Annotated in this window: 20 protein-coding genes; 12 read left to right on the top strand and 8 right to left on the bottom strand. The window is 46.0% G+C overall.

What is annotated here, in order from left to right; translation table 11 throughout:
- Positions 1-16: 16 nt before the first annotated feature.
- Complete coding sequence (locus L985_RS16205; protein ID WP_029342943.1) at positions 17-883, top strand: hypothetical protein; 867 nt, start codon at positions 17-19, stop codon at positions 881-883.
- Between the two features lie 106 nt (positions 884-989).
- Here L985_RS16205 and L985_RS16200 read toward each other — a convergent pair whose 3' ends face one another.
- The 3 genes from L985_RS16200 to L985_RS16190 all read right to left on the bottom strand — a co-directional run bounded on the left by L985_RS16200 (position 990) and on the right by L985_RS16190 (position 4,598).
- The gene (locus L985_RS16200) at positions 990-2,486 is read right to left on the bottom strand and encodes a M4 family metallopeptidase (protein WP_029342942.1); all 1,497 of its coding nucleotides are present in this window, start codon (positions 2,484-2,486) and stop codon (positions 990-992) included.
- Between the two features lie 173 nt (positions 2,487-2,659).
- Complete coding sequence (locus L985_RS16195; RefSeq protein WP_029342941.1) at positions 2,660-3,091, bottom strand: GyrI-like domain-containing protein; 432 nt, start codon at positions 3,089-3,091, stop codon at positions 2,660-2,662.
- A 19-nt stretch (positions 3,092-3,110) separates the two neighbouring features.
- Positions 3,111-4,598: an HD domain-containing phosphohydrolase gene (locus tag L985_RS16190; protein ID WP_047390656.1), complete on the bottom strand. Its 1,488-nt coding sequence runs from the start codon at positions 4,596-4,598 to the stop codon at positions 3,111-3,113.
- 254 nt (positions 4,599-4,852) lie between these two features.
- Here L985_RS16190 and L985_RS16185 point away from each other — a divergent pair, with 254 nt between their 5' ends.
- From L985_RS16185 to L985_RS16155, 7 genes are all read left to right on the top strand, one after another.
- Complete coding sequence (locus tag L985_RS16185; protein ID WP_047390658.1) at positions 4,853-7,243, top strand: immune inhibitor A domain-containing protein; 2,391 nt, start codon at positions 4,853-4,855, stop codon at positions 7,241-7,243.
- Between the two features lie 275 nt (positions 7,244-7,518).
- The gene (locus L985_RS16180) at positions 7,519-7,719 is read left to right on the top strand and encodes a cold-shock protein (protein WP_023469752.1); all 201 of its coding nucleotides are present in this window, start codon (positions 7,519-7,521) and stop codon (positions 7,717-7,719) included.
- Positions 7,720-7,838: 119 nt separating this feature from the next.
- Positions 7,839-8,804, top strand: a complete 966-nt coding sequence (locus L985_RS16175) for a ring-cleaving dioxygenase (protein WP_029342938.1) — start codon at positions 7,839-7,841, stop codon at positions 8,802-8,804.
- 78 nt (positions 8,805-8,882) lie between these two features.
- Complete coding sequence (locus tag L985_RS16170; RefSeq protein ID WP_023469750.1) at positions 8,883-9,182, top strand: DUF3817 domain-containing protein; 300 nt, start codon at positions 8,883-8,885, stop codon at positions 9,180-9,182.
- Positions 9,183-9,286: 104 nt separating this feature from the next.
- Positions 9,287-10,519, top strand: coding sequence for a DEAD/DEAH box helicase (locus L985_RS16165; RefSeq protein ID WP_047390664.1), 1,233 nt, complete (start codon positions 9,287-9,289; stop codon positions 10,517-10,519).
- Positions 10,520-10,811: 292 nt separating this feature from the next.
- Positions 10,812-11,072 carry an FAD:protein FMN transferase gene (locus L985_RS16160; protein WP_052169374.1) on the top strand — a complete coding sequence of 87 codons (261 nt, stop codon included), beginning with the start codon at positions 10,812-10,814 and terminating at the stop codon, positions 11,070-11,072.
- Between the two features lies 1 nt (position 11,073).
- Positions 11,074-11,628 (top strand): hypothetical protein, encoded by a 555-nt coding sequence (locus L985_RS16155; RefSeq protein ID WP_235609847.1) that lies wholly within the window; start codon positions 11,074-11,076, stop codon positions 11,626-11,628.
- Positions 11,629-11,637: 9 nt separating this feature from the next.
- On the opposite strand, the gene L985_RS16150 is transcribed toward L985_RS16155, so the two are convergent.
- The 4 genes from L985_RS16150 to L985_RS16140 all read right to left on the bottom strand — a co-directional run bounded on the left by L985_RS16150 (position 11,638) and on the right by L985_RS16140 (position 14,847).
- Positions 11,638-12,423 (bottom strand): alpha/beta hydrolase family protein, encoded by a 786-nt coding sequence (locus L985_RS16150; RefSeq protein ID WP_047390666.1) that lies wholly within the window; start codon positions 12,421-12,423, stop codon positions 11,638-11,640.
- Between the two features lie 132 nt (positions 12,424-12,555).
- Positions 12,556-14,112 (bottom strand): ABC-F family ATP-binding cassette domain-containing protein, encoded by a 1,557-nt coding sequence (locus tag L985_RS16145; protein ID WP_029342933.1) that lies wholly within the window; start codon positions 14,110-14,112, stop codon positions 12,556-12,558.
- Between the two features lie 31 nt (positions 14,113-14,143).
- Positions 14,144-14,317 (bottom strand): hypothetical protein, encoded by a 174-nt coding sequence (locus tag L985_RS17080; protein WP_197499335.1) that lies wholly within the window; start codon positions 14,315-14,317, stop codon positions 14,144-14,146.
- A gap of 86 nt (positions 14,318-14,403) precedes the next feature.
- On the bottom strand, positions 14,404-14,847 hold the full coding sequence (locus L985_RS16140) for a hypothetical protein (RefSeq protein ID WP_029342932.1): 444 nt from the start codon (positions 14,845-14,847) through the stop codon (positions 14,404-14,406).
- A gap of 147 nt (positions 14,848-14,994) precedes the next feature.
- On the opposite strand from L985_RS16140, the gene L985_RS16135 reads away from it, so the two are divergent.
- From L985_RS16135 to L985_RS16120, 4 genes are all read left to right on the top strand, one after another.
- Entirely contained in the window at positions 14,995-15,324 is a 330-nt protein-coding gene (locus L985_RS16135) for a hypothetical protein (protein WP_029342931.1), read from the top strand.
- Positions 15,321-16,544, top strand: coding sequence for a glutathionylspermidine synthase family protein (locus L985_RS16130; RefSeq protein ID WP_047390668.1), 1,224 nt, complete (start codon positions 15,321-15,323; stop codon positions 16,542-16,544). The genes L985_RS16135 and L985_RS16130 overlap by 4 nt, the downstream gene beginning before the upstream one ends.
- On the top strand, positions 16,541-17,176 hold the full coding sequence (locus L985_RS16125; protein ID WP_029342929.1) for a Rossmann-fold NAD(P)-binding domain-containing protein: 636 nt from the start codon (positions 16,541-16,543) through the stop codon (positions 17,174-17,176). The genes L985_RS16130 and L985_RS16125 overlap by 4 nt, the downstream gene beginning before the upstream one ends.
- A gap of 239 nt (positions 17,177-17,415) precedes the next feature.
- Positions 17,416-18,909, top strand: coding sequence for a peptide MFS transporter (locus L985_RS16120; protein WP_047390672.1), 1,494 nt, complete (start codon positions 17,416-17,418; stop codon positions 18,907-18,909).
- Positions 18,910-18,952: 43 nt separating this feature from the next.
- Here L985_RS16120 and L985_RS16115 read toward each other — a convergent pair whose 3' ends face one another.
- Positions 18,953-20,209: a purine/pyrimidine permease gene (locus L985_RS16115; RefSeq protein ID WP_231681714.1), complete on the bottom strand. Its 1,257-nt coding sequence runs from the start codon at positions 20,207-20,209 to the stop codon at positions 18,953-18,955.
- Between the last annotated feature and the right edge of the window lie 128 nt (positions 20,210-20,337).

Here is a 20,337-nt window from a genome sequence, read left to right as displayed (position 1 = left end):
TCAGGAGGAACCATACATGAGTGAACACCAACAAGAACAAGAACGACAGTCTCGACAAGAAAGACGGAAACAAAAACGAAATCGTCGAGGGATTGCCTTTGGTGGTATTCTCGCGACATTATTCATCGTCGGTGGTTGGTTGTATATGTTGACGAATAACGATGCTTCTCAAGCAACATCAACACTCGAGAAGCCGAAAACGACGGATCAAGCAACGAAAAACGATGAGTCGAAAAAAGAAACAGCAACAACGGATGATAAAAAAGAAGCGAAAAAAGAAAAGAAGAAATCAAAGAAAAAAGCAGCAGAGTATGCGCAAGCGGCTTGGGTAACGCGTCCGTTTGCGAACGTCTACGGCGATGCGAGTCGTAGTAGTGTCATCTACAAAGCAGATTTAGGTGATGTCTATGAGGTACTGGATGCGAAGGACGGCATGGTCCATCTCAAACTCAATGACAGCATCGAAGGATACTTACCGGAAAGTGATGTTCGTTTGGAAGCACCAAAAGGGACGTCAGACGAAGCCGTTCTTGCGGCGCTCTCGCAAGCAGTCGCCAACCAACCGATCGACAAGCCGGAGCAATATCTCGGAAAACCGATCGCTGAATTCGAAGCGAAGTATGGTGCTGTCGGGAATACACAACAGGATGCTGTCAATACGTATTATTTCTCGAATGCTGGATATCTGCTCGTCGTTTCGGATGGAATCATTGAAGCGATCGACTGGACGAATGCTTCGACTGGTGGATTATCGACACTGGGTGAACCCGTCGTCGATACGAGCTACGGTACGTGGTACGAAGGAGAATCCTTACAACTAAAAGTGTTCCCGGATAACGGAAAGATGCGTTTACGTCTTGCGCGTGATCCTGGACAAGAATGAATGAACGGCGGATTCGCTTGAAGCGAATCCGTCCTTTTTTGCGCAAAAAACCTCCCGAGTCCGACACTCGGGAGGAAATATGAAAATCCTTTGGGAGGAGATTTTCTTAGTAGACGCCTACTGCATCAAATGATTTTGCTGCAGCTGTTGCTTCTGCACTTGTTGAACCATAAAGGTCTTTCGCCGATTGAACGACTGCTGCACGGAGTGAGCTGAAGTTCGAGTTCGGAGTCAAGTACACGTTGAGAGCACGGTAGTAGATCGCACCGAGTTTCGGTACGCCGATTCCTGTGACAGATACGTTGTAGAACGTTCCACCGTTACCGAGGAGGTAAGCCGCTTTGTTGATGATACCAGAGTTGATGTGGACACCACCGTTATCTTGTGTACCTGTGTAACGTTTAGAGTAGTGATCTGGATCGCCGTAAGCAGCTGGGTTAGACATCGAACGGAGGGCGTCACCGCTGACTCCAGGTGTGTAGATGTCTTCTCCTACGAGCCAGTCGAAGTTCGATCCAACTGTATATTCAGCTACTGTACCCATGATATCTGAAACGGCTTCGTTGATCGCACCAGATTCGTTTTGATACACGAGACCAGCTGTGTATTCTGTGACAGCGTGCGTCAATTCGTGAGCGACGACGTCAAGTGCGCCTGAGAGTGCGACGAATGTCGTGCCATCTCCGTCACCATAGACCATCTTCGTGCCATCCCAGAATGCGTTGTTGTAGTTCGTTGAATAGTGGACCGTTGAGTTCAAGCGTGCACCAGCGTTATCGTAACTGTTACGACCATATGTGTTTTTATAGAAGTCATATGTTTTTGCAGCGTTGACGTGTGCACTGACAGCAGCGCGGTCATATGTTGCGTTGAAGACGTTATCTGCATCTGCCCAGAGTGTTCCCGGAAGTGATGTCCGGTTTTTCGCGTCGTATGTGTAGACACCTTTTCCGCGCGTCGTATCTTGAAGATAGTATTTCCCAGCACTCAACGTCGTGTTGAATGTTGCGCTTGTGCCAAGTACTGTCGTACCTGTTGCGTGAGCGAGTTGGTCGAACTTGTTAAGTACTTTACCTGAGTTCGCATCGATGAAGTATGTCCAACGTGATGGCTCTTTGCCAGCGAGGACAGTCGATGTGACTTTGTATGCATAGACAGCATCATCTTTTACTGGATAGATGACGAGTTCTGCTTTTGGAGCGACTTCGAATTTAGAAGCCTTGATTGCTTTTTGATAAAGTTTGATCGCTTTCTTTTCAGAGAGCGTTGCTTTTTTCGCGAGACCTGGTTTTCCTTTGACGTTGATCGCATCGTTTACGACTGCTTTCAAAGTACCGTCTTTCGCGACGTTCCCGACGACGACACTACCAAAGACAGGGACGCCATCCACTTCTTGTTGGAGACGTACGATCTGTGAAGATCCGTCTTTTTCGACGTTCTGAACAGCAAAGTCACCTTTTTTGTTCACGAAATCTTTAACGATCGTTGCAGCTGGTTCTGACGAAGCTTTCGTGAGTTTACCAGCTTGAAGACCTTCTGCACCTACGACCGTAGGAACAACAAGTACACTTGCGACAAGCGATGTAGCGAGAAACTTTTTCAAAATAAATCGCCTCCTTGTTTGGGTTGAGTCTAACTATGCCAAAGAATTAGAGAAGCGAGAATAAGTCATTCGAATTAAATCGAATTTTCTGAATATAGTCCGTAGTACCTGTACTGAATTATTAAGTGTGAAAGATATTTCAACGCAAAAAAAGAACCATTCAAGAGAATGGTTCATCGAATCCTTTGGTAGAGATGATGGACATCGTCTCGTGTCTCATCAATCTTAAAGTCATGAGGATCAAGTTCAATCCCTTGTTTTGAGGCAAAGCGTTGAATCTTTTCGAATGACTTCCAAATTTCGATATCGGGTCCTTCATGTTTCCAAAAGACATAACGCGCAGCAGGGATCCGGTGACCTTTCATTCCTTTTGGAATACCGTCGAGTGATGCAACAGGATACCCGACACATTGCGAGTATTTGGTTCCGTTTCGTTCGAGTGAGATATCGAGCGGATAGCTATCTGGTTTCGCAGGAATCTCATGCGAACGTCTTGAAAATTCACGCCAGAGTTCCGGCATCAACGTATGCAGTTCGTTTTCTTCACATGTCAGTCCAAGACCGACAAAATAAAATTCATGACGTTCCACGATTTTAGGATGCATGAGAAACTCCTTTCCGTACTTATGACACGTCTTCGATCGGCGAACGTTTCAAGTCTAGAAAAAGACGCGTAAAGGTGGCGTCCCACTGTGTACCCATGCCCTCTTCCAAGATGGATAAAGCTTTTTCCACTGGCATTCCTTTTCGATAAGGACGATCGGATGTCATCGCATCATAGGCATCGGCAATCGCCATGATTCGACCAAAGAGTGGGATGTCCTCTCCTATAAGACCTTCCGGATACCCCTTTCCGTCGTAGCGTTCGTGATGGTACTTTACCCCAGGAAGAATCGGTTGTAACGTCTTTGGAAGCTGAACTTGCGATAGAATGTGCACGCCGATCACTGGATGTTGCTGAATGGCATGAAATTCTTCATCGGTGAGGCGTCCTTCTTTCAATAACACATCGTCTCGAATCCCAATTTTCCCGATGTCATGCAACAGCGCTGATTTACGTAATAGTTCGATTTGTTCGTTCGATAGATTGGCAGCGGTCGCGATTTCGACTGAATAGGCAGCGACACGAACGGAATGACCGGCTGTGTAAGGATCGCGGGCATCTAATGTCGCGGCAAACAAGGTGAACAAACTATCTAGTAACTGTTCGTTTTCCGCATCACGCTTTTTGATACCTTCCATCATCAAGTTAAAACCAGAAACGAGGTGGGAGAACTCGTCCGAATAGGGATTCGGTAACGAGACGAGTCGATTGCTTTCGACATCTTGAATCCCTTGTTGCAGGGTGACGATCGGTTTGCGAATATTTTCATACAGAAGAAGACTACAAAACGTCGCAACGGATAAGATGACGATTAAAATGAGTGTCGCCCAACTCCAGTAAGAGCGAAGACTTTCATTTTCCGTTAACTGGACAGCAGAGGCGAGAACGAACAGCATGACGGGAAAAACACCGATGATCAGTGTACTGATCAGCATTTTTTGCTTTAGCGTGACGACCGTCGTTTTTTCAGGAAAATCAAATTCGTGTTCGAACGCGTATTTTTCTAACGTAAGTAGCATGCGTTCGGTAACACGATAAGTAAGAAAAAACTCAATTAAAGCATGAAGGATGGCGACGAGGACCGCACCAAAACAAGCAAGACCAATTAAATAGTACGGCATCTGTAACCACCCTTGAGAGATCGCCAGGGCTGTCAGAAGTGAAGCAGGAACGGAAAGACCTAAAAAGTGTGGTCCCATGATGCGCTTTACAGTCAGTATCGGAAAACGATGTGTCGTTTGATAGGCCTCTTGAAACGAGACGAGAGAAGGAATATCGTTTTTGAAAAAGCGGCGTAAGGAAGCGACATGTCGGGAGTAGAGCATGTATTCCAGTGAAAACATCAGGCTGACGGATGCAGCCATGATACCGATTAAAATCAATTGTTCTATTCCGGTGAAGGTAAGCGTCTCGAAAATAAATAGGCAACCGACGCCGAAGACAGCGACGAATGAACCAATCAGATAGTTTCTAAGTAAATGATGTTCAAAATGTTGTAAAGGGCTCATTGGATCCTCCTTATGGTAATCAGAGTGCCTTCAGCGTAACGTTTTCTAAAATGAGAGAAGCGTATTTTTTTGAAAAAGAGGTGAAAGAATCCTTTGAAAATCATTTAAAATTATTACCTAAAAATAGGTATGGTTACAAAGCACTAATTGTCTTAAAAGCAATTGATTAACGAAATAAAATAATCTATGATTTGAATATTCAGAAAAGTATAGTAATCACATGCTTTTCACTACTACATAGGGGGTCAATTCACGTGGGAAAAAAGAAAAAGCTTAGCCTAGCCGTTCTATCTGGAATTACGGCAGCTGCTTTTGCTGTTGGTCCGGTCTTACCTGGTGGGCAGGTAACGTCCGTACAAGCAGCAGAAAAAGTAGCACCTGGTGCACCGATGGACTTGAACACGGTCGATCAGGATCGATTAGCAAAAGTGCTTGAAAAACGTGGGGTCATCTCAAAAGCAGCTTCAGCAGAAGCAAAACAAAAAGCCGTTCAAAAGTATCTAGATAAAAAGGCGAATGGAAAACCGGCCGTCGATCATGACCACGATCATGAATCAAATAAAGAAGCAGCGTTTGATAAGAAAACAAAAGACTTCTTAACAAAACAAAAGGAACAACTTGCTAAACAATTGAAGAAAAAACACGACAACTACAAAAAAGGCAATCCGAATGGCTTCGTCAAAGTTGATAAAGCAAAACAGGCAGCCTATAACGGTGCTACACGAACGGATAAAGTCCTCGTCCTCCTCGTCGAGTACAGCGACTTCAAGCACAATAATGTCGTTCAAGAGCCTGGATATATGTATTCGGATGACTTCAACCAAAAACATTATCAAGATTTAATGTTTGGTGATCAAGAGTTCGAACTCTTCAACGGAGACAAAGTAAAGACGTTCAAGCAATATTATGAAGAACAATCAGGTGGTAGTTATTCGGTAGATGGTACGGTGTCCAATTGGTTGACTGTTCCTGGAACAGCTAAAGATTATGGTGCTGACAGTCCTGTGAGTGGAAATGATAACCTTCCTGGCGCAAAAGGCCCACGCGGTCTCGTCAAGGATTCCTTGAATGCAGCTGTTAAAGCCGGCATTAACTTAGCCGATTACGATAAGTTCGACCAGTACGATATGGACGGCGATGGCGACTTGAATGAGCCAGATGGTCTCGTCGATCACTTGATGATCATTCATGCTGGTACAGGACAAGAAGCAGGCGGCGGTAAGCTCGGTGACGACGCGATCTGGTCACACCGCTGGACACTTGGTAGCGTGTATCCTGTAGCGGATACGACGGCAAGCGTCAATTACTGGGGCGGAAAAATGGCTGCTTATGATTACACAGTTCAACCAGAAGATGGCGCGGTCGGTGTCTTCGCGCACGAATTTGGTCATGATCTAGGACTTCCTGATGAGTACGATACACAGTATACAGGTCAAGGTGAACCGGTCGCTTCATGGTCGATCATGAGTGGTGGTAGCTGGAATGGTAACATCGCCGGAACAGAGCCGACAAGTTTCTCGCCACAAAACAAAGAGTTCTTCCAAAATGTGATGGGTGGAAACTGGGCGAACATCCAACAGATTGATTTTGATTCACTCACTAAGGCAGGAACGGCATCATACCTCGACCAAAGTGTTACGAAATCAAAAAATCCAGGAATCATTAAAGTCAACTTACCGAAAAAGCCGGTAAAAGGCATCACACCGGCTTACGGTAAAAAGTATTACTACAGTACGAAAGGTGACGATCTTCATACGTCGATGACATCACCAGAGTTTGATTTGACGAATGCAAAAGAAGCGAAGTTCGACTTCAAAGCTTACTATGATGTTGAATTTGATTACGATTACTTGACAGTCACAGCTACTGCTGACGGTCAATCGAAAGTCATCGATAAAATTGGTGATCAAGATACAGATGGCGATCAGCGTGCCGAATCAACAAAAGGAGCATGGGTCGATAAATCATATGACCTGAGCGAATTTGCGGGTAAAAAAGTCACGTTGAAATTTGAATATGTGACAGATGGTGGACTTGCACTAGACGGATTTGCACTTGATAACGCGAAGTTGACAGTTGACGGTAAAGTCGTCTTTGAAGATGATGCAGAGGGTACTCCTAAGTTCACTCTAGATGGTTTCGTTGCTTCAGACGGTTTCTCTTATGCAGATAACGCGTACTACCTCGAATGGCGTAACTATGCAGGCTCGGATAAAGCACTCGAGCATGCACGAGGCGTTAAGTACAACACAGGTCTTGTCGTCTGGTATGGCGATTCAAGCTTCAACGATAACTGGGTTGGCGTACACCCAGGTGAAGGATTCCTCGGAGTCGTCGACTCACATCCTGAAGCAATCGTTGGAACACTCAACGGTAAGCCGGTCACGACAGGAAGCACACGTTACCAGATCGCAGATGCTGCTTTCAGTTATGATAAAGCACCTGCATGGCTCATCGATTCGCCATCACGTGGACTCTATGACTACAAAGGTCTCCCTGGTGTGACGAAGTTTGATGATTCGAAATCGTACATCAACCAGTTGATTCCGGACGCAGGGAAATTGCTTCCGAACAACGGGCTGAAGATTCAAGTCATCGGTGAAGCGAAAGATAACTCTGCTGGAGCAGTCTGGATCCACCGTTAAAAACAGAAGAACAGGTTCAGTTTCGGCTGAACCTGTTTTTTATTTTGATTATGTATAAGAAGTGGAATCAATTGGAAAAAACATTGGTCTGACAACTTGACTTTTAAAGCGCATCCATTCTATACTTACGTTAGCTTAATATTGTTATTGTCATTACGGATTCACATCGTGTCACGAACAATCTTTTCGTTGCTCCATGTATTTCGGGACAATAATGAATTCTTTTCATATGCCCAGCATATGTATTAAGTAATTTATTTTTGGAGGTTGTTCCCATGAACACAGGTAAAGTAAAATGGTTTAACGCAGAAAAAGGTTTCGGTTTCATCGAAGTTGAAGGCGGAGAAGACGTATTCGTACATTTCTCAGCAATCACTGGTGAAGGCTTCAAAACTCTTGACGAAGGTCAAGAAGTTGAGTTCGAAATCACTGAAGGCGCACGTGGAGCACAAGCTGCTAACGTCGTAAAACTTTAATTTCAACTATTCAATCGTCCCTTTTCGGAGGGACGGTTTTTTATTAGACTAATATCTTGAATTCAAGATAAATATGAGATATACTCCAATTACCAAATCATTGACAAGGAGTGAGGAAAATGGAATTACTCGGAATTCATCATGTATCGATCTTAACAGGCATGGCGGAACGCAATTATCAATTCTACACACAAATACTTGGCATGCGTCTGATCAAAAAGACTGTCAATCAAGATGACACGACATCGTATCATTTGTTTTATGGAGATGCGGAAGGGAATCCAGGAACAGACTTGACGTTTTTTGATATTCCGCATCTTGGAACGGGCGTACCGGGGGCATCGAGTATCTCTTCGACATCGCTTCGTGTCAAAACAACGGCTGCACTTCATTTTTGGAAACAACGTTTTGAAGCGAAAAATGTGGATCACGATGAAATCGTCGAACGAGCAGGGCGTCGAACACTCGCCTTTCGCGATCAGGAAGGAACACGTTTGATTCTTGTTGCGGAAGATGGTGAGGTAGGTGTCGCAGGTGGTGTACCGTGGCCGCAAAAAGAGATTCCATCGGATTATGCCATCGTTGGACTGGGAGCCGTCACATTGACGGTCAACGATCCGACGTTGACGATTCGTGTACTGACGGAAGTGATGGGATTCCGAAAAGTAGGTTCTTATCCATCTTTAGCAGGGGACTTTGCACCGATTGAAGTCTATGCAACGGGAGAAGGTGGTATCGGAGCAGAGATTCATATTGAGGCACGGCCAGATCTCGACCGAGAACGTCTAGGTCGTGGTGGTGTGCATCACGTTGCGTTCCGAGTGCCGAACAGTGATGAATATGAAAAGTGGGTCGAACGCTTGAATGCCTATCACTTACCGAACTCCGGTAAAGTCGATCGTCACTATTTCCAAGCTCTTTACTTCCGGGAACCGAACCATATTTTGTTTGAACTCTCGACGGATACACCGGGATTCGCGACGGATGAGTCGGTTGAAACGTTAGGGGAGACGCTTGCGTTACCACCGTTTCTTGAACCAAAGCGAGCTGCTATCGAAGCACGGTTACGTCCACTCGAAATCTGACAATCCTGTGACACAGGTCACAGAAGGATCGTCCATCCCGTATACTAAGAACAGGAATTAAGAAAAAGGAGTGACGGGATGTTAAGAACTACGCTTGGGCAATTCCGAATGATTGCGATACTAGAAGGAATCTCGTTTTTAGTCTTACTGTTGATTGCGATGCCGTTGAAGTATATGGCGGATATTCCGCAAGCCGTTTCAGTCGTGGGTGCACTTCACGGTGTCTTGTTCGTCATGTATGCACTCTGGCTCGCGGTCGTGAAATTCAAATACGATTGGTCGATCGTCAAGGCAGGGATTGCGTTCATCGCATCATTCATCCCGTTTGGTACATTTGTGCTCGACTGGAAGCTAAAACAGGAAGCAACAAACGCGTAAATTGTGTATACTGAATAGAGCACGGCTGTGGATAACTGTTTTTGTCTATGCGAAGCAGGTTATCCACAGCTTTTTTCTGTGGATAATTTTTAGGAGGATATATCATGTCAACATTTGAAACATTACACATCAGTGACCTGTGGATAAAAAAATTACAAAAACAAGGCATCAAGGAGCCGACACCGATTCAAGAACAAGCGATTCCGTCATTACTCGAAGGACGCGACTTGATTGGACAGGCGCAAACGGGAACAGGGAAGACGTTGGCGTTTCTCTTACCCATCCTTGAGCAAATTGATGTCGAATCACAAACGGTTCAAGCATTGATCGTCGCACCGACACGTGAACTTGCGCGTCAAATTGCCGACGAGACGCATAAACTGATTCGGAATACAGAGCAGTATCGTGCGCTTGCTGTATACGGCGGACAAGACGTCTTTAAACAGATTCAACGTCTCGGTCGGATGCCACAAATTATCATCGGAACGCCAGGACGGATACTCGATCATGTCGGTCGTGGCACACTTGATTTAAGTGAATTACGGACGCTTGTCTTAGATGAAGCAGATCAAATGCTGCAAATCGGTTTCTTACCAGAAATCGAAGATATCATTGCAGCAGCGCCAGTTGATCGTCAATTCGTCATGTTATCAGCAACGATGCCACCTAAAGTAGAAGAACTGGCGAAAACGTATTTACGTAACCCGGTCGAAGTTCAAGTAGAAGCGGAAAGTATTACGGTAGAAGCGATCGAGCAGTTCGTCGTCGAGACGACGGATCGCCGCAAACAAGCGACACTACGGACGATGCTCGATGAGATGCGTCCGTATGCAGCGATCATTTTCTGCCGTACGCAACGTCGCGTTAGTAAATTGAACGAAGAGATGCAAATGCAAGGTTATCCGACGGATGAATTGCATGGTGGACTGACGCAAGGGAAACGGGAAAAAGCGATGGCGAAGTTCTATCAAGGAAAAACGCAATTCCTGATCGCAACAGATGTTGCTTCTCGTGGACTTGATGTGACAGGTGTGACACACGTCTTTAACTATGATCTACCGGACGATGCGGAAAGCTACGTTCACCGAATCGGTCGGACAGGACGTGCCGGGAACGACGGAATTGCTGTTTCGATCGTGACACCAAAAGATGGTCGGACGTTCCGTGACATGGAGCGGGAATTGAACATCTCGGTCACGCCGATCGTCGTCGAATTGTCTGAAGAGGCGATTCGCGCACAACACGACCAAAGTAAAGGATCACGGAAGACAACAGAAAGACGTGGAAACACACGTCGTTCGAATAACCGTCGCCCGGGACGTGCACATCGTAAATAAACAGAAACAAGATAAAAGAGCCGGTCTACTTCTCTGATAAAAAGAGAAAATAGTCCGGCTCTTGTTTTATTTGGCGTAGACCATTTGACCACCGAGATGACCAGTATAAGCAAGTAATCTGCTACCGACGATGGAAGCAACAAAACTGAGTAATAAAAACATTTTTTGTTTGAGCGGTAACCTAATAACAGAAATAACAGCGAGACACTAAAGGCAACTAGACTGAACAACGCGTCGCTGATGTGCAATTACGACAAGGTGCGATTGCGACATTGAACCGTGCCTATCGATCGTGAAAGACGGACAGACGTATCATCATTTGTTAGATGGACGAACAGGACGTCCGACGAGAAGTCCGATTCTGCAACCGACGGCATCTGCCCCACAACTCTATGAAGCCGAAGTCATGACGAAGCTTGCCTTTCAGATGACAGAGGCAGAACGTCAAGAAAATCTGTTTCGTTGGTTTCCAAAAGGACGATTATTGATCTTGGATACTACTGGGGAATGGCGAAGTGAACAGAAAGGAGTGAGTGAGATATGGACTGGATGAAATGGTTGTTCTCAACATGAACGATGATTCGATTGAGTGGATTAAGTGGGCACTTCTTCATGACGATATGGGATTGCTCGGTTCCCACCCGGCACTCAAAAAACAGAAAGTACGACTGCATCACATGCATTTATATAGTGGCTGGGCAGGTTTACTCGCAATTGTCTTACATGCGACGCTCATCATCGTCGATTCATACGCACCACTGACGATTTTTGAGGTCCTGATTCCGGGGCAAGCTTCTTATGAACCACTCTGGAATGCGCTAGGAACGATCAGTCTCTACTTATTCGGATTCGTTCTCGTGACTTCGGATTTCTTAAAGGAGACGCTAGGCAAGACGCTTTGGAAATTGACACACTGGCTCGTCTTACCTGCTTGGCTATTAATGACGGTACACGGTCTATTCATCGGTACGGATACGGGAACTTTGTTTACGACGATTTGGTACGCTGTCTCAACATTGACGATGTTTACGCTCGTCCTATACCGGATGCGGATCCGTCCTGTTCAACGGACTCGAACTTCAGCAAAAGAGCGCTCAGTCGTACGCTGAGCGCTCTTTTCATTGTCGTGCGAGCCAAGACGTCCATTCGTTAAAGGCAGCATCCCGATTCTCGATATAGTTGTGATCACTATCGACGATCGCTTCCTCGAACGGGCTGTCTGATAGTAGTAAGTCATGATGGAGTGCTTTGATCGACGTTTCGTCCCGTTCTGACGTCATAAGCAACATCGAGCGATCGGCTAGACGTTCTTTTAGCGTCAGTAAGTTCCAAGTCGTATGATGGTGCTTCAACTCGTCGAGTAACGCGTCAGCAGCGGCACCATTTAGGAAAGCAGCTCCTCGCTCGAGTACACCGTGTAGCGCAGCTTCGTATTCTGGATGTTCAAGGACGAGCTGACCGACGAGACCGAAATTAAACGGAGAGATCCCGACATAATGCGCAGCCTCCTGTGTCTCAGCAAAAGCATGTAGACCGGCGAAGCCGCCCATGCTATGACCAACGACGGTAATCTGATCTGCCTTGATGCCATGTTCGGTAGTGAAAGACTCTGAGCAGACGTACTGTAATGTGGCAGTTGCGTCTTCCAAAACATGCTGGAATCGGAATGTTCCGGGACTTCCAATCGTTCCACGATATGACGTGACGAGTACATGGTATCCTGCGCTTTGAAGTTGAACTGCCCAGTCCATATTCAACTGTTTCCCGGGAAATCCGTGGAAGAGGACAATCAGTGGAGCATCCTCTGTGTGTTCAGGTGAATAAAGACGGGCAATCAACTGTTCTGAACCACCGCTTGGAACATGGAGATAGGATAGTGTTGCTTTTTTCGTGATCGTTTCCAAAAAAACACGCTCCTTCATAATCATTTTCTAAGTCTTAGTGTGCGTGAAGATGCACAATCATGCAATGATTAAGTGTGTGAACTAAAAAGATGGGATACCCCTTTGGGCATCCCATCTTTTGTAAAGCATCGCTTAGAATACTTTTGTCGTCCATGATTCACAGTTCCATAAGTCTGTCGCAACAGCTTCATAGAATTCTGGTTCGTGTGAGATCAACAAGACTGTTCCTTTGTACTCTTGTAACGCACGTTTTAATTCTTCTTTGGCTTCGACGTCCAAGTGGTTCGTCGGCTCATCGAGTACGAGGATGTTCGATTCCGTATTCATCAATTTACAAAGACGGACTTTCGCTTTTTCCCCACCGCTGAGCACTTCGATTTTCGATTCGATGTGTTTCGTCATCAAACCACACTTCGCGAGCATGGCGCGGACTTGTTGTTGTGTCAAAGACGGGAACGTATTCCAAATCTCTTCGATACACGTATTCGAGTTCTTCTCTTTAACTTCTTGTTCGAAGTACCCGATGTGCAAGTTCTCGCCTCGCTCAACGACACCCGAGACAGCTGGAATTTCACCGAGCAAACTCTTGAGCAACGTCGATTTCCCAATTCCGTTCGCACCGTGCAAAGCAATCTTCTGCCCACGTTCGATCGTCAGATCGAGAGGACGAGAAAGTGGCTCATCGTATCCGATGACGAGACCTTTTGCTTCGAACATCAATTTACTTGGTGTCCGTGCTTGGAGGAAGTGGAACTCTGGTTTTGGACGTTCTTGCGCAAGTTCGATGACATCCATCTTATCGAGCTTCTTCTGACGTGACATCGCCATATTCCGTGTCGAGACACGCGCCTTGTTCCGTGCTACGAAGTCCTTCAACTCAGAGATTTCCTGCTGTTGACGCTTGAACGCAGACTCGAGTTGTTTTTTCTTCGCTTCATGGATCGTGACGAAGTTGTCGTAATCACCGACATAACGATTCAATTCTTGATTTTCCATGTGATAAATCAAGTTGATGACACTGTTGAGGAATGGAATATCGTGCGAAATCAAGATGAACGCATTCTCATATTCATTCAAGTAGCGTTTCAACCATTCGATATGCTGGACATCGAGATAGTTGGTCGGCTCATCGAGTAAGAGAATATCCGGTTTTTCAAGGAGAAGTTTAGCAAGCAGGATTTTCGTCCGCTGTCCACCACTGAGCTCCTGTACATCCCGATCGAGTCCGATCTCATCGAGACCAAGACCGCGCGCGATTTCTTCAACTTTTGCATCGATCGTATAGAAGTCGTTATTCGTCAAAATATCTTGTAAGACGCCGACTTCTTCGAGCATCTTTTCAAGTTCTTCTGGCTCGACTTCGCCCATTTTACCGTACAAATCATTGATTTCCTGTTCGATGTCGAACATGTACTGGAATGCGCCTTTAAGGGCATCGCGAATTGTTAATCCTTTTTCAAGGACAGCGTGCTGATCCAAGTAACCGACGCGTACATGCTTTGCCCATTCGACTTTTCCATCATCCGGCTCAAGTTGAGACGTGATGATATTCATGAACGTCGATTTTCCTTCACCGTTCGCACCGACGAGACCGATGTGCTCGCCTTTTAACAGGCGGAAGGAGACATTTTCGAAAATGGCGCGGTCACCGAATCCGTGACTTAAGTTAGATACCGTTAAAATACTCATAATTGCTCCTTATTTCATGAATTCCTGTGACTTAGACGCCTGTCCGTTTTTTCTGGTTGTTCGCTTTTTTCGTCTGTTGGCTCGTCAATTGTTTCGTTTGTGTCCCTTGTAAGCCGGTCGGACGTTTTGTTTGCGCTTGTTTTTTTGCCTTCAAGCGCTCGACCATTGCCTCTTGCAATGATAGTTTTTTTGGTTGTTCACTCATGTTCGTTCACCTCGATTGATTCGTTCTTACCTTCTAGTATGCCAAAAAAAACGTCTCTTGGAAATGAAGAGACTTGATTTTACTTCTTAAAGTGTATCTGCGAGATAAACGACGTAACAATTGCGATCGATATCGATTTCACAGCTATCACGCTCGAAAATGCCGTGACCTTCGACTTCGATCTTGTCCTTGATCAAGAAACGCATCGCTTGAACATGGTTCGGAACCGTTGATGTTTTTAAAAGCGGTTGGGCACTATCTGATAGATACTTTCTGAATTCAATGTGGATTTGATGAGGTGGATACACGCGCTCTTCCGTTGCACGGGGCGATGCTTTGATATGGTCGACGATCAATTGATCGTATTCGCCTGCCATTTCATTGGAACGAAGCTCATATTGATGTCCTTCGATGATATGGAATTCACAGAGTTGATGGGCGATGATCTCTTCTGGCTCAATTGCATAGCGATCGTATTGATAAATCGGATGGAATTCATCATTTTCTTCAACATAATAGGCAAGTGACATGCGTAAATCCTCCTTTTTGTTCTATAGATACTATTACCACGTTCGGAGAAAAAAAGTTCCGGTAGAACAAAGAAACTTTTCTCTCTGAAAAAGCGTATACTATCCATAACGAGAGTAAATGGAAAGGGGACTGAGACGGTGAATTGGATGAAACAAGCGACATTAGCTGCAACACTGTTAATTGGAACGACACTGAGTGGTTGCGGATCGGATGATGCACGAGCGGAACGACCAGACGATCCGGATTGTGATGACTATGAATACGATAATGATGAAGGCGTTTGGTACTGTGATGATAGCTCGTCGACCCATTCAGGATTCTATTACTGGGGTGGTAGTTATTTCGCATCCCGTGCCTTGATGCATAGTGCGATGCGAACAAAAGGATATACGCCGAAATCAAAAGCAGTGAAAAGCTATAACACGAAGACAAAAGGATTCGGAACAGGCTCGTCTTCCGGCTTTTTCGGCGGATGAACAAGCGGCAAACGTTTTATGGAGACATTGATCGTTTTTGGGATGTGCTGGACGGGGAACCGTACGCTGTGACGGAAATCATGCCCATCTCGGACGAACGAATCGATCAACTGCATATCGCAGCGCAAGAAGTTTACCAGATATTTGAGAAAGTGCTTCCGATTCTTCGGTCGATGGATGATGAGGCGCTGCTCGAGCTTGGCTTTCCAGTTGAAAGTCTCGCTTTTTTACGACTCGAGACGATGCGACCGTTGACCGTCATCGGACGCTTTGATTTCATTGCGACGGCAAATCGTATTTCACTCATGGAATGGAACGCGGATACGCCGACTTTCATTAAGGAAGTATTTGAAGTCAATGATGTCGTAGCGGAAAAACAAGGTTTTGAACGGGTCAACGATGGGGAAAACAAATGGCTGAAGGCAACGGTCCGTCGTGCGATCGAAGCCGCGACACATCGGACGAAACAGCATCCGCACGTCGTCTTCACCTCACATGGTGACCATATCGAGGATCGGTTGACGGCTGAGTATTTGCAGTCGTTTTGGGATGATGCGACCTACTGTCCACTTCATGCTTTAGAGATTCGTCCGGAAGAAGGTTTGTACGATGAGGCAGGTAAAAGAATCGATATCTTATATCGTCAAACCTTTCCGATTGAGATGGCTTTACTTGACCGGGATGAGGACGGAAGAAATTTAGGACAATTACTCCTGCAACTCGTTGAGACGGGGCGACTGGAAATCATCAACCCGCCGTCTGCCTTTTTAATGCAAGCCAAGTCGGTTCTTGCATTGATTTGGATGTTGCATGAAACCAATCATCCGTACTTGAGCGAAACGGACCACATGATGATTGCGCGTTATTTTTTACCGACATACTTATCCGCTGATCCATTCATTTCAAGTCAGCGATCATTCGTTAAAAAACCGATCTTCGGGCGTGAGGGAGATACTGTGACGGTCCATGATGGACGCGGAAATATCATGCTAAAAAACGAACAGCATACGTTTCGTGATCAACCGGCTGTTTATCAAGCGTATCAAGAATTACCGACGTACTCACTTCGGGAAGAGGGAGAAGTCGCGTATATGTACGGTGTCTTTATTTTAGGAGGAAGACCAAGTGCGATCGGTGTTCGTGCCGGAGAACGGATCACTGGAAACCGTTCCTATTTCGTACCAATTGGTCGACAGCATGAAGGAGGGAGAAACGTATGAGAGCAGCAATTTTAGGAGCATCTGGTCTAGTCGGACAAGAACTCGTCGATCGTTTGTTGGCAGAAGATGCATACAGCGAGGTACATGTTCTCGTTCGCCGCCCGATGCGCCGTTTTCATCCGAAATTGGAAGAATGGGTGATTGATTTTGATCGTGTGACAGAAATTGAATTACCTGTCGTCGACCATGTCTATTGTGCACTGGGCACGACGATCAAACAAGCAGGATCGCAAGAGGCATTTCGTCTGGTTGACTACACATATCCGATTGAACTTGGTCGTGAATTGTTAGACCTCGGGGCGACACGATTTGCCTTGATTTCGGCGCTCGGTGCCCATCCGAATGCCAAAACCTTCTACAATCGCGTAAAAGGGGACACGGAAAACGGATTACGTGTACTGGGGTATGACGCGTTATTGATTTTTAGACCATCATTGTTGCTAGGGGATCGAGATGAATTCCGCTTCGGCGAACAAGCGGCTGCGAAAATTTCAACGGTCTTACGCCCCTTGTTGAAGCGGAGCGCCATTGCTCCGATCGAAGCTGGTCAAGTCGCTGCGGCGATGATCCGTGAAACGTTACATGCACCGCCTGGAATTACAATCATCGAATCGAAACAGATGCAATCCTGAGCAGTCGAGTAATCGACTGCTCTTTTTGTTATTCTTGTAACGTAAATAATATTTGACTCATCAAATGATTTGCGGTTGAATGGTAAAGTGCTGTCTCATATATAAAAAAAGAAGTGAGACAATTCAGGCAAAACAGTGTATTCGTATCCTATCTGTTTCGTCACGCTTATCGTTTGGGGAAAGCGGGAAAAGATGATGGATTATGCACTTATTTAGGATTGATGAAAGGAGCCGATCATATGGCAGAGTTTGATCGCGATCAGGTCTATAAGACCGTTCCGCAAAAAGGATTCTTCGGGAATCCGAAAGGGTTGTTCACCCTCTTCTTCACTGAGTTTTGGGAGCGTTTCTCCTACTATGGCATGCGTGCCATCCTTATCTTCTACATGTACGATTCAGTTGCCAATGGTGGGCTAGGTATTGATAAGACGACAGCTGCGTCAATCATGGCCGTTTATGGTTCGCTCGTCTACATGTCAGGGATCATTGGGGGATGGGTAGCTGACCGTTTACTCGGTACGTCACGGACCGTCTTCTATGGTGGTATCTTGATCATGCTAGGGCATATCGTCCTTGCTTTACCAGCAGGCATTACAGCCCTCTTCATCTCGATGGGACTCATCGTCATCGGTACTGGTTTCTTGAAACCGAACGTATCGAATATCGTTGGTGATTTGTACAGCAAGACGGATAACCGTCGCGATGCTGGTTTTAGTATCTTCTACATGGGGATCAACGCTGGGGCATTCCTCTCACCACTCGTCGTCGGTGAAGTGGCTGACCGCGGCGGATACCATGCTGGTTTCGCACTCGCTGCCATCGGAATGTTCGCAGGGCTCGTCGTCTTCGTCTTGACGAAAAAGAAAAACCTCGGTCAAGCGGGTACGTACGTCTTGAACCCATTAAAAGGGGACGAAAAGAAACGTTTCATCACGATTGCATCAATCGTTGTCGTCGTGATTGCTGTACTCGGTGTCGTTGCATCGATGACAGGACTGTTGACGATTTCTCGTTTTACTTTAATGGTTACGATTCTCGGGATCTTGATTCCGATTGCTTACTTCACAGTCATGCTTCGTAGTCCAAAGATCACGGATGATGAGCGCTCACGTTTGATTGCGTATATTCCGCTCTTCATCGCAGCAGCGATTTTCTGGGCAATCCAAGAACAAGGTTCATACGTCCTCTCCATCTTCGCAAGTGAACGGACGAACCTTTCATTCTTAGGATTCGAGATTCAACCAGCGTTCTTCCAATCGTTGAATCCGCTCTTCATCATCGTATTAGCACCTGTGTTTGCGAGCTTCTGGGTCAAACTCGGTGACCGTCAACCAACGACGATGCAAAAGTTCTCGTTTGGTCTTCTGTTCGCCGGACTTTCATTCATCGTCATGACACTACCAGGTATCCTGTTCGGTGTTGAGACATCAGTTAGTCCACTCTGGCTTGCACTGAGCTTCTTCCTCGTCGTAATCGGTGAGCTCTTCTTGTCACCAGTCGGTCTATCGGCAACAACAAAACTGGCGCCGGCTGCCTTCTCAGCGCAAACGATGAGTCTGTGGTTCTTGACGAACGCAACGGGTCAAGCGGTCAACGCACAAATTGTTAAATACTACACGAATGACACGGAGATTTTGTACTTCGGTATCACGGGTATCGTTGCCGTCATCTTCGGATTACTCTTGTTCGCTTTCGCACCAAAACTTCAAAAATACATGCGCGGCATTCGCTGATGCATGAAAAAGACGCTTTCTCAATCGAGAAAGCGTCTTTTTATTAATCGTTCGTCCGAATATGGCGTAACCCTTCTGCAAGCAAGGCGACCAATGTTCCGAGGACGAGACCGTTCGACATCAGGGTCGTCACAAGTGGTGGTAAATCGGCCGTTGCTCCTTTCGGTAGTAACAACGCACCGATGCCGACGAGAACCGGAAGTCCGACTGTGATCATCGCTGTTTGACGATTCAAGTCACGGGCTGCTTCCGTGACGCCGATGATCGCCATCCCGGCGACGATCGGTGCGACCATCGCATAACCGACGGCGACGGGGATTTTAGCAATCAATCCGACGAATGGTGTCACGATACTGAGGAAGAGGCACGTGATGTTCGCATAGACGAACGCTTTGCGGTCCGTGTTATCTGTTGAGGCAATGAACCCAGCCGTTCCGGAAATCGCGACAGGACCGACTGTACCGAACAGACCAGCGAAGAGTTGTCCGATACCAGCCGTGATACCAGCTGTTCCGACTTGTCCTTTGACGGTTTCTCCGCGCTTGGCACTGATGATCCGTTCGATGACTTTAATGTTTGCTAAGACGTTCGTCATTAACAACAATGAGATGATGAGAGCTGTCGGTAATAAGCTCCAGTCGACATGAATACCACCAAACGGCAACAAGCTCGGTAAAGTGAACAGTGGACCATCAAAGCTTGGCATCTCGGCACGACCGATTAATGCAAACATGCTCCAACCGACGAGTAGCGTGATTAATAAAGCATACTGGCGTAAGCGATCACTGCGTTCTAAATAAAGCGAGATCAAGACCGTCAGAATCGAGATGACGGCAGGTAATACTTGAATTCGTCCATCCTCGATATTGAGCAATCCTTTCATGACGGATCCGGACAGTTGTGCCGACAGCAACAGCATATAGACACCGATGACTTGCGGTGTAAAAAGAGGGACTAAGCGCCGTAAGACACCCGTCATCGTCAAGACGATACAGATGATACCGCTGAGTAGGAGTAAGAATCCAAGCGACTGTAACGTGTTTGAGTAACTGCCGTACAATGTGACACCAATCGACGAATAGAGAGCAAATACACCCCACCAAATTCCAGCAGGACCTTCCATGATCGGTAGACGATGTCCGAGCAGGACTTGAAAGAGACTTAAGATGGCAAATACGAATAGACAACGAGATAAGAAGGAAAGCGTCTCGGCACCCGAGAGTTCAAACGATGCTGCGATGGCAAGGGGCGGGGCAATGTTGGTACAAATGATGAATAAAAACCATTGAATCGTAGACACAAGGGTACGCGGCAAAACGTGAATCTCCTTTCGAAAAAACAATATTGGTTTCATCTTAAACCAATTCATGAAAAAGAGATAGGCATGCTTACAATGACTGAAAATTCTAATATTTGTTTTCATATGTG

It is taken from the genome of Exiguobacterium sp. ZWU0009, assembly GCF_000798935.2.
Lineage (GTDB): Bacteria > Bacillota > Bacilli > Exiguobacteriales > Exiguobacteriaceae > Exiguobacterium_A > Exiguobacterium_A acetylicum.
The sequence above is the reverse complement of the archived record's forward strand: the minus strand, read 5'-3'. Positions and strand labels throughout refer to the sequence as shown.

Excerpts from the sequence above, each read along its gene's own strand:
- L985_RS16165 (WP_047390664.1), top strand. The coding sequence starts at position 9,287 with ATGTCAACATTTGAAACATTACACATCAGTGACCTGTGGATAAAAAAA.
- L985_RS16155 (WP_235609847.1), top strand. The coding sequence starts at position 11,074 with ATGGTTGTTCTCAACATGAACGATGATTCGATTGAGTGGATTAAGTGG.
- L985_RS16130 (WP_047390668.1), top strand. The coding sequence starts at position 15,321 with ATGAACAAGCGGCAAACGTTTTATGGAGACATTGATCGTTTTTGGGAT.
- L985_RS16205 (WP_029342943.1), top strand. The coding sequence starts at position 17 with ATGAGTGAACACCAACAAGAACAAGAACGACAGTCTCGACAAGAAAGA.
- L985_RS16125 (WP_029342929.1), top strand. The coding sequence starts at position 16,541 with ATGAGAGCAGCAATTTTAGGAGCATCTGGTCTAGTCGGACAAGAACTC.
- L985_RS16195 (WP_029342941.1), bottom strand. The coding sequence starts at position 3,091 with ATGCATCCTAAAATCGTGGAACGTCATGAATTTTATTTTGTCGGTCTT.
- L985_RS17080 (WP_197499335.1), bottom strand. The coding sequence starts at position 14,317 with ATGAGTGAACAACCAAAAAAACTATCATTGCAAGAGGCAATGGTCGAG.
- L985_RS16120 (WP_047390672.1), top strand. The coding sequence starts at position 17,416 with ATGGCAGAGTTTGATCGCGATCAGGTCTATAAGACCGTTCCGCAAAAA.
- L985_RS16175 (WP_029342938.1), top strand. The coding sequence starts at position 7,839 with ATGGAATTACTCGGAATTCATCATGTATCGATCTTAACAGGCATGGCG.
- L985_RS16140 (WP_029342932.1), bottom strand. The coding sequence starts at position 14,847 with ATGTCACTTGCCTATTATGTTGAAGAAAATGATGAATTCCATCCGATT.
- L985_RS16180 (WP_023469752.1), top strand. The coding sequence starts at position 7,519 with ATGAACACAGGTAAAGTAAAATGGTTTAACGCAGAAAAAGGTTTCGGT.
- L985_RS16145 (WP_029342933.1), bottom strand. The coding sequence starts at position 14,112 with ATGAGTATTTTAACGGTATCTAACTTAAGTCACGGATTCGGTGACCGC.
- L985_RS16190 (WP_047390656.1), bottom strand. The coding sequence starts at position 4,598 with ATGAGCCCTTTACAACATTTTGAACATCATTTACTTAGAAACTATCTG.
- L985_RS16170 (WP_023469750.1), top strand. The coding sequence starts at position 8,883 with ATGTTAAGAACTACGCTTGGGCAATTCCGAATGATTGCGATACTAGAA.
- L985_RS16135 (WP_029342931.1), top strand. The coding sequence starts at position 14,995 with ATGAAACAAGCGACATTAGCTGCAACACTGTTAATTGGAACGACACTG.